This is a genomic window from Paraburkholderia xenovorans, from assembly GCF_046030735.1.
Lineage (GTDB): Bacteria > Pseudomonadota > Gammaproteobacteria > Burkholderiales > Burkholderiaceae > Paraburkholderia > Paraburkholderia xenovorans_A.
This window is the reverse complement of the sequence record NZ_JAQQBV010000020.1, coordinates 120908-129434: the sequence shown is the minus strand read 5'-3', so window position 1 is coordinate 129434 and position 8527 is coordinate 120908. Positions and strand designations below refer to the sequence as shown.

Genomic DNA, 8527 nt, shown 5'->3' with positions numbered 1-8527 from the left:
GGCAAAGAAAGTAAGTGCCGCCCCGCACAGGGGCAACACGAATAGACCACAAAAAAATGAGGAAACCCGCAAACGCCGTAGGCAAACCAGAACCAAAATCAGAACCAGAACCAAAACGAAACGCCCCCCGCCGGGCAGGCCAAACCGAAACTGTTACGATTACCCCCTTTCAAAAACAGCCAGTGCGCCAGAGTGAAGCACCCCATCCCATTCCTGCTGGACACCCTCGACCGAGGCCTGACTCACGCGAACCATCTGATCGCGAAAGCCTGGTGGCACCTGCGCCATCCCACCCGCCGTGGGGTCCTGAAGTCCTGCGCGGCGCTGCCATTCCTCATCCTCCTGTATGTGCTGCTGCTGATCCCGTTCACGCCGAGCATCGGCGACATCCGTAAAGCGAAAATCGAGCAGCCCGCCCGCATCCTTTCCGCCGACGGCAAACTCCTCGCGGAATTCAAGCCGTCCAACCGCGAGTGGGTCAAACTCAAAGACATCTCGCCGAACGTCGTCGACGCACTCATCGCCACCGAAGATCATCGCTTCTACCAGCATTTCGGCCTCGACTGGCGTCGCACCGCATCGGCCGCGCTGCACACGTTTTCCGGCGACCGCCAGGGCGGCTCGACCATCACGCAACAACTCGCACGCAATCTCTATCCCGACGAAATCGGCCGCGCGCCCACGCTCAACCGCAAACTCAAGGAAGCCATCACGGCCTTCAAGATCGAAGGGCTCTACACCAAAGACGAAATCCTCGAGACCTACCTCAACACGGTGCCGTTCCTCTACAACGCATACGGCATCGAGATGGCGGCGCGCACCTATTTCGGCAAGTCGGCCGGCGAGCTGAACGTGCTGGAAAGCGCAACCCTCACCGGCATGCTCAAGGGCAACAGCTACTACAACCCGGTGATCAACCCCGAGCGCGCGCTACAGCGCCGTAATACGGTCCTCGGACAGATGCTCAAGTACGGCAAGCTCACGCCGGCCGCTTATGACTCGCTCAGGCGCCGGCCGCTGCGCATCGATTTCGAACGGCAGACCGAGCCGCCCGGACCTGCGCCGCACTTCGCGCAGCAACTGCGCAAGTGGCTCGTGTCGTGGGCCGATCGCAACGACTACAACATCTATTCCGACGGCCTCGTCGTACGCACTACGATCGATTCGCGCCTGCAAACCATGGCAACGCAAGCGGTCGTGCTGCAAGGCAATCAGTTGCAGGGCATCGCGAATTCGGCGTGGGGCACGCGCGCCGGTTGCTCGAGCGGCCGCGACCTGATGCAGACATTCCTGCGCGAAACGCCGGACTATCGCGCCGCGAAAGACGCGGGCCTCTCCGACGACGACGCGCTAAAACGCGTATCGGCCGACCGCGATCTGGTGAAGTCGGTGTGCGAATCGAAAACCCGCGTGCAAGCCGACTTCCTCGCGATGGACCCGCGCAACGGCCAGATCAAGGCGTGGGTCGGCAGCCGCGACTTCACCCAGGACCCGTTCGATCACGTGCAGCAGGCGCGTCGTCAGCCAGGCTCGACGTTCAAGCCGTTCGTGTACGCGGCAGCCTTTGAAAACGGCGCGAAGCCGAGCGATACCTACGTCGACAAAGCGGTCGAAATCCCGCTCGCGGGCGGCGAAATCTGGCGTCCGGGCGATGAGGACGAACCAAGCGATCGCGCCATCAGTCTGCGCGACGGTCTCGCTTTTTCGCGTAACCGGATCACCGCGCAACTGATGGAAAACGTCGGCCCGAACAAGGTCGCGCGGCTCGCGCGCGCAATGGGCGTGCGCGACAGCGAACTCAACGCGGTGCCGTCGCTCGCGCTCGGCACGAGCCCCGTCACGCTGAAGGAAATGGTCGCCGCGTACGGCACGATCGCCAACCTGGGCGGCTACGTCGAACCGGTGATGGTCACGCGTATCGAAGACCGCAACGGCGAAGTGCTGGCCGATTTCGAGCCGGTCGCGCCGCAGCGTGAGTTGCCCGCGGACACCGCGCGCACGCTCGTCGACGTGATGCGCGACGTGGTGAACCGCGGCACGGGTTCGAGCATCCGCAGCCGTTTCGGCGTGCGCGGCGACGTTGCGGGCAAAACGGGCACGACCCAGGGCAACGCGGACGGCTGGTTCATCCTGATCCAGCCGCAACTCGTCGCGGGCGCGTGGGTCGGCTTCAACGACAGCCGCGTGACCCTGCGCAGCGATTACTGGGGGCAGGGCGCGCATAGCGCGCTGCCGATCGTCGGCGACTTTTTCCAGCGCGCGCAGCGCGCGAAGCTGGTGGACAGCCGCGTCAGATTCGATACCGAGCAAACGCCGGGCATGTTCGCGCAACTGTCCGACAAGGTTCATGGGTGGTTCCAGCAGTGGTTCGCGTCGTCGGAGAAACCGCAGGCGCCGGCGGCGCCCCGCAAGACGACGCGGCGCGCGCCTGAGGCGACCGTCGCTGCGCAAGCGAAGCCGGAACCGCAAACACCCGTGCAGCCGCAAGCGCAGCCGCCGATTCTTCCGCAAACGCCGGCGACCGCGCCCACTGCAAGTAGTGGAACCAGCGGAATGAGCGGACCAGGCGGGACGATCGACGGCGAGACGCACGGCAACGCAGCGCCGGCTTTGGCGCCGACGCCCACGCCGGACGACGCGATGACGCCCGACTCGGGCGCACCGTCGAATGAGTTGTCGACCGCTCCGGCTGGCGCGAGCGCGTCGCCCTGAACGGCGCCCGAGTGTGAAAGGACGGGCCGTCCCGAAGCCGGACGCGGTTGAAGCCGTGCCTCACCTGCGGATTCAGGAGCGTGTGCGAACGGAACCGCGCGAACCGGCAGGCGGTCCCGCTCGCCGCGCTAAGGCGCCGCGCCGCGCCGCGCTTAGAAGCGGTGGGTGACGCCGACCGTCGCAAGAATCTGCTTGGTGCCGGGCGCGCTCACGGTTACGCCGGGCCAGCTGACCGTCGCGGTGCCGTTGTTCTTCATATAGCCCGCGCGCATGTAAAGGCTGGTTCGCTTCGACAACGAGTGGTCGGCGCCGATTTCGATGCCGGGCGTGTTGTCATGCGCGCCGCGCACGTTGCGCTGAACGCCGGCGATCGTGAGCGTGTCCGCGGGTGTCGCCTGGATCGTTGCGCCCAACTCGGCGATGCTGAGCGAATGCGCGGTGCCGAGATGCGCGGCGAGCGAGCCCGCCGCCGGGTCCTTCGCGCGGTTGAACGAGTAATTGAACTGGAAGTTGACGATGCCGATCCGGTAAGCGAGCGCGCCGATGAAGTGCTCGGTGCCGAGCAGACTCAGCGAAGCGGGCAGGCCGGCGATGGTTTCCTGCCCCGGATGCTGGTTCACGTAGGCGATCCCCGCGTAGAAGCCATAGCCGGAGTAGGTGGCGGCGACGTTCAGCATGTTGCCGCTGGTCGCCGGCACGGGCTGGCTGACGGTGGCCGCGAATGCGTACATCCCGTACAGCTTGAAGCCGCGCAGATCCGGCGATTGATACATGACCGAATTGCTGGCGCGGCCGGAATCGTACTGCGTGGACAGCGTATTGCGATCGACCGCGAGCACATAGGCCGAAAACGGCGACAGCACCTCGTTCGCGCGAAACGGGTCAGACGGATAGATCACGCGGAAGCTCGGCTCGTATTGCCGGCCCATGCTCAGAGAACCGTATTGCTCGTGAGTCAGGCCGACCCACGCCTGCCGGTAAAACAGCGCGGTGGTGTCCGCAAACAGGCCACCGTTATTGGCGTTGAAGCCGCTCTCGACGTTGAACTGCGCTCTCAGGCCGCCGCCCAGATCTTCGCTGCCCTTCAGGCCGAACAGCGAACCGGTCGAACCGCCGCTCTTTTCCGAATACGAATGGACGCCGCCGTTGCTCTGGTACTGGATGTTCGCATCGACGACGCCGTACAGCGTGACGCTCGAGTCTGCCGCCGCCGCGCCGCCAGCCGCAAGGATCAGCGTGGCTCCGCAAACGCCTTGATTGATGAAACGCATGCATGTCTCCTGTCTTTTTCGCCGCCTGAAGCCACCTGAAGCCACCTGAAGCCACCTGAAGCCACCTGAAGCCACGTGGGGGCGGCGGCCGCGATGCGAGGCGGATGCGGTCCGGATCGATCGACCCGGCCGGTCTCGTCGGAATAACCGAACGGACGTGCCATTTCAAGGTAAGCAGCGGGATAAGGCTAGTGCATTCTTTTTATGAAGAGATTGCAGGAACTGCATGGCTGAGCATGCCGGGTGGGATGCGTCCGAGCGTTGTCAGCCGCTGATTGTTCGAGCGTCGGCAACAGTGTTTTCGGTTGACGGGGCTGATCTCTTGCAGCGGATTACGGATAATTTCGGGATCAAAAAACCAGTCAAGAAAGCCCCATGAACACGTCCGACACCCCGTCATTCCATGCCACGGACAGCAGGAGCGCGAGCGGCGCGCGCAAGCATCGGAACCCGTGGACCAACCCGGCGCGCGCGCTCGCTATCGTCGTAGGGATGTGCGCCGGCCTTGCAGGATGTGCGTCTTCAACCGACGTCGCCGCGACGGACAAGCCCGGCACCTACACGGTGGCGGCGAGCGCGACCGGCGGGCGCCTCGCGTGGGCGCGTGCGCACGAACAGGCGGTGAACCAGGCACGCGATTATTGCGAACGACGCGGGATGCAGAGCAGTGTGAGTACCGAAACGGTGAGCGGCGTGCAGACACTGACGACGCATGCGTCGTCAGTGAATTTCGAGTGTCATCCGAAGTTTTGAGCCTGGGCTCCCCGGGATCGCGGGGAGCCTCCTGAACGACAGGCCCCGTTCAGTCCTTGACGACTGAAGCCTGATAAATCTCATCGACGGCTTCGGCAAGCGTCGCGTCGAACTCGCTGTCGCTCATCTGCGCGCGGAGTTCATTGATCAGCGCTCGCGAGAAACTCGCGATGATCCCGTGATTGTGAGCAAGCCGTTCGCACGCATCGGTGCGCGTATAGCCGCCGGACAGCGCGACGACTCGCGCGACGCGCGGATGATCGACCAGCGGTCGATAAAAATCCGGCACGTCGGGGAGGGTGAGTTTGAGCATCACGCGGCTTTCGTCGGGCAGCGCGTCGAGTCCTTTGAGCAATTCGGCCAACAGCGTGGCTTCCGCGCCGACCTTGTCAGGCGCCTTGATCGACACCTCGGGTTCGAGAATCGGTACGAGACCGTGCGCTTCGATCTGCTTGCCGAACTCGAATTGCTGCTTCGCGATTGCCGCGATCCCGTCTTTCGAGTTCGCGTGAATCACCGAGCGCATCTTGGTGCCAAAAATACCGAGCTTCGCCGCGCGGGTGAGTAATTCGTTCAGCCCTGGGATCGGCTTCATCAGTTGCACGCCGTTGGACTCGGCTTCGAGACCCTTGTCCACCTTCAGGAACGGCACGACGCCGCGGTCTTCCCACAGGAAGGATGGCACCGCTTTGCCTTCGACCTGGCCGTCCATCGTAGCCTCGAACAGAATCGCGCCGATGATCTTCTCGCCGGTGAACGCGGGCGCGGTGATGATGCGCACGCGCATCTCGTGCATCAGCTTGAACATCTCCGCGTCGCCGCTATATGCGCTTTCCGGAATGCCGTATAGCTTCAGCGCGCCGGGTGTCGAGCCGCCGCTTTGATCCAGTGCGGCAAAAAAACCCTGCTTTTCGCTGACCTGAACCAGCTTGTCGTTGCTTTGGTTGTCGCTTGGCACGTGCTTCTCCCTTTCTCAACAGTAGCAGGTGAGACCCGGCGTCCGGCCGCGTCCGATGGACCCCAGTGTATTAGCTGCGCTTGTGTTCGCGCAAATATCTACCGTGTAAAAAAATAATTCGTGCGTTGCGTCATTCCGCTTCTGGCGTATTGCTCCGCGGCGAACTTGTGCCGCGGAACAAACGCAGTGGGCGCATTGAGCGCAGTTAGTCGAGAATCGCTTCGATCAGGCGCGGGCCGCGTTGCGCGATCGCGGAGATGAAAGCGTCCTCGAACGCGCGGCGCGAATTCGCGCGCACGCTCGCCACGCCGAGTCCCTTGCCGATCGATACCCAGTCGAGCGATGGCGCGCCGAGGTCGAGCATCGACGCCGCGTTCGGACCATCCGACGCCGCCCCCACGCGCAACAACTCGTTATTGAGCACCTTGTACCCACGATTGGCGTAGACGACCGTGACGACGTCGAGATTCTCGCGCGCCTGGGTCCACAGCGACTGTACGGTATACATCGCACTGCCGTCGCCGACCAGCGTGACGATCTTGCGTTGCGGACACGCAATGCCCGCACCGGTCGAAACCGCCATCATGCTGCCGATCGCGCCGCCGGTCAGGTTGAGAAAGTCGTGCGGCGCCGCGTCGTTCAATATGTCGTAGTAGGGCAACGTCGACGAGATGCCTTCGTCGGCGACGATCGCGTTCTCCGGCAAATGCAACGCGACGATCTGCGCAATGCTTTTCGCGTCGAGCGCGCCATCCAGCGACAGCGAAACGTTTTGCCGACGGATCACGCGTTCTTCCACGCCGCGCGCATCGAGGGCGTCCACGAGCGCCGACAAGGCGGCCGTGCCGTCCTCGTGCGGATGGCTCAACACGGCGATCTCGCAACCCTCAGGCGTCAGCCACCCCGGTTTGTCCGGATATGCGAAGAAGCTGACCGGCGCACGCGCGCCGACCAGAACCAGCAACTCCGTTCCGGCAAGGAAATCTGTCGCGTGTTCGCCGAAATAAGGGAGGCGCTCGAGTTGAACCCGGCCGTCGCCGCGTTCGACGCGCGGTGCGAACGTGTCGCACACGAGCCGCGCACCGGTCTTCGCGGCGACCTTGCCCGCAGCGCTCAAACCTTCGCCGCGCAGCGCTTCGCCACGCAGCAGCAGGACCGTTTTCCGGCCGCCGCGCAATGCCTCGGCGACGCGGTCGATCGTCGCGCTCGAAGCGTGCGCGCGCGGAGCAAGCGGCAGCGCGGCGGCGACCTCTTCGGCGCGGTCCCACGCGGTGTCGGCGGGCAGGATCAGCGTCGCGATCCGGCCCGGCGCCTCGCTCGCGGCCTGCACCGCGCGCGCCGCATCCGCTCCGACCGTGCGCGCGCTGGTGGACGAATGCACCCAATCCGACACAGGCCGCGCAAAGCCGGCAATGTCCGACGCGAGCGGCGCGTCGTAGCGGGCGTGCGACGACGCGTGATCGCCGACGATATTCACGATCGGGCTGGAAGCACGCCGCGCGTTATGCAGATTGCTCAGACCATTCGCAAGCCCCGGCCCGAGATGCAGCAGCGTGGCAGCGGGTTTGCCCGCCATCCGCGCGTAACCGTCCGCGGCGCCCGTCACGACGTTTTCCTGCAGACCGAGCACGGGACGCATGTCCTTCACTGCGTCGAGCGCGGCGACGAAATGCATTTCCGATGTGCCGGGATTCCCGAAACACACGTCCACATTGCTCGCGACAAGAGACTTCAGCAGACTTTCCGCACCATTCATAGTGTTTGCTCCAGACAGATCGACAAGGGTGCCGACGTCCGCATTCATCACGCAGCACCGGCTTGACGATCATTCTCGGCAGCCGTAATGTGGGTAACAATCGGCTCTAATCGGAAACTTAGTTACATCATGCGTAAGAATCTGGACTATGGACTGCTGCATGCAATGAGCGCGTTCGTCAGGGTCGTGGACACGGGCACCTTCACCGCGGCCGCGGAGCAGATGGAACTCACCACCGCGCAGATCTCGCGGCTCGTGTCGGGGTTGGAGGAGCGTCTGCGGACCAAGCTGCTGCAACGGACCACGCGCCGGATCGCGCTCACGAGCGCAGGGGAAACGTATGTCGCGCAGTGTCGCGATATCCTCGAACGCGTCGACGCGGCGGAGGCGTTCGCGTCGGGGGCATCGATCGAGCCGTCCGGGCGGCTCAGAGTGCAATGCATGGGTAACTTCGGCACGCGTTATGTCGTGCCGCTGATCGCGCCGTTCTGCGCGCAGTTTCCGAACGTGACGATCGAATACGCGACGTCGCAATACGCGCCTGCGCTGCTCGCCGAAGGCATCGACGTCGGCATCTATATCTCGCGACAACTCTCCGATTCCGGCCTCGTCGCGTTGCCGTTGGGCACGGTATTCAGCGTGTTGTGCGCGTCGCCCGAATACATGGCGTTGCACGGCGAGCCGAAGCATCCGCGCGATTTGCAGGATCACGCCTGCGTGCGGCTGATCAATTTTTCCGTGCCTTCGGAATGGAATCTGATCGCGGGCAAGCGCTCGTTCCGGATCGAACCAGGCGGTCCGGTAGTCGCGGACAACCCGGACGTGCTGCTGAAAATCACGGAGCAGGGCAGCGGGATCTCGTTGCTGCCGTTCTTCACGATACGGGAATCGATTCGCAGCGGACGGCTGGTGCGTGTGTTGCCGGCATGGCGTTCGCCGGAGCTGGGTGTGTACGCGCTCTATCCGTCGAGACATTTCCTCGACGCAAAGACCAAGGCGTGGCTCGATTTGCTGAAGGCGCGCATCACGCCGGGTCTGGCTGCCGATGCGCAAATGTTCGTTTGACGTAGACGCGGA

Annotated in this window: 6 protein-coding genes; 3 read left to right on the top strand and 3 right to left on the bottom strand. The window is 63.9% G+C overall.

The features are described from left to right. The first annotated feature begins 192 nt into the window (after window positions 1-192). Window positions 193-2712 (top strand): penicillin-binding protein 1A, encoded by a 2520-nt coding sequence (locus PQQ51_RS20725; protein WP_408498689.1) that lies wholly within the window; start codon window positions 193-195, stop codon window positions 2710-2712. Window positions 2713-2864: 152 nt separating this feature from the next. Here PQQ51_RS20725 and PQQ51_RS20720 read toward each other — a convergent pair whose 3' ends face one another. Continuing rightward, window positions 2865-3983, bottom strand: a complete 1119-nt coding sequence (locus PQQ51_RS20720) for a porin (protein ID WP_408498688.1) — start codon at window positions 3981-3983, stop codon at window positions 2865-2867. 375 nt (window positions 3984-4358) lie between these two features. On the opposite strand from PQQ51_RS20720, the gene PQQ51_RS20715 reads away from it, so the two are divergent. Then, entirely contained in the window at window positions 4359-4736 is a 378-nt protein-coding gene (locus PQQ51_RS20715) for a hypothetical protein (RefSeq protein ID WP_408498687.1), read from the top strand. 49 nt (window positions 4737-4785) lie between these two features. Here the strand turns inward: PQQ51_RS20715 and PQQ51_RS20710 are convergent, their stop codons facing one another. Together PQQ51_RS20710 and PQQ51_RS20705 are read right to left on the bottom strand one after the other, a co-directional pair. Next, complete coding sequence (locus PQQ51_RS20710) at window positions 4786-5694, bottom strand: fructose bisphosphate aldolase (protein WP_408498686.1); 909 nt, start codon at window positions 5692-5694, stop codon at window positions 4786-4788. A gap of 205 nt (window positions 5695-5899) precedes the next feature. Then, window positions 5900-7450: an acetolactate synthase large subunit gene (locus tag PQQ51_RS20705; protein WP_408498685.1), complete on the bottom strand. Its 1551-nt coding sequence runs from the start codon at window positions 7448-7450 to the stop codon at window positions 5900-5902. Window positions 7451-7579: 129 nt separating this feature from the next. On the opposite strand from PQQ51_RS20705, the gene PQQ51_RS20700 reads away from it, so the two are divergent. Continuing rightward, window positions 7580-8515 carry a LysR family transcriptional regulator gene (locus PQQ51_RS20700; RefSeq protein WP_408498684.1) on the top strand — a complete coding sequence of 312 codons (936 nt, stop codon included), beginning with the start codon at window positions 7580-7582 and terminating at the stop codon, window positions 8513-8515. Window positions 8516-8527 lie beyond the last annotated feature (12 nt).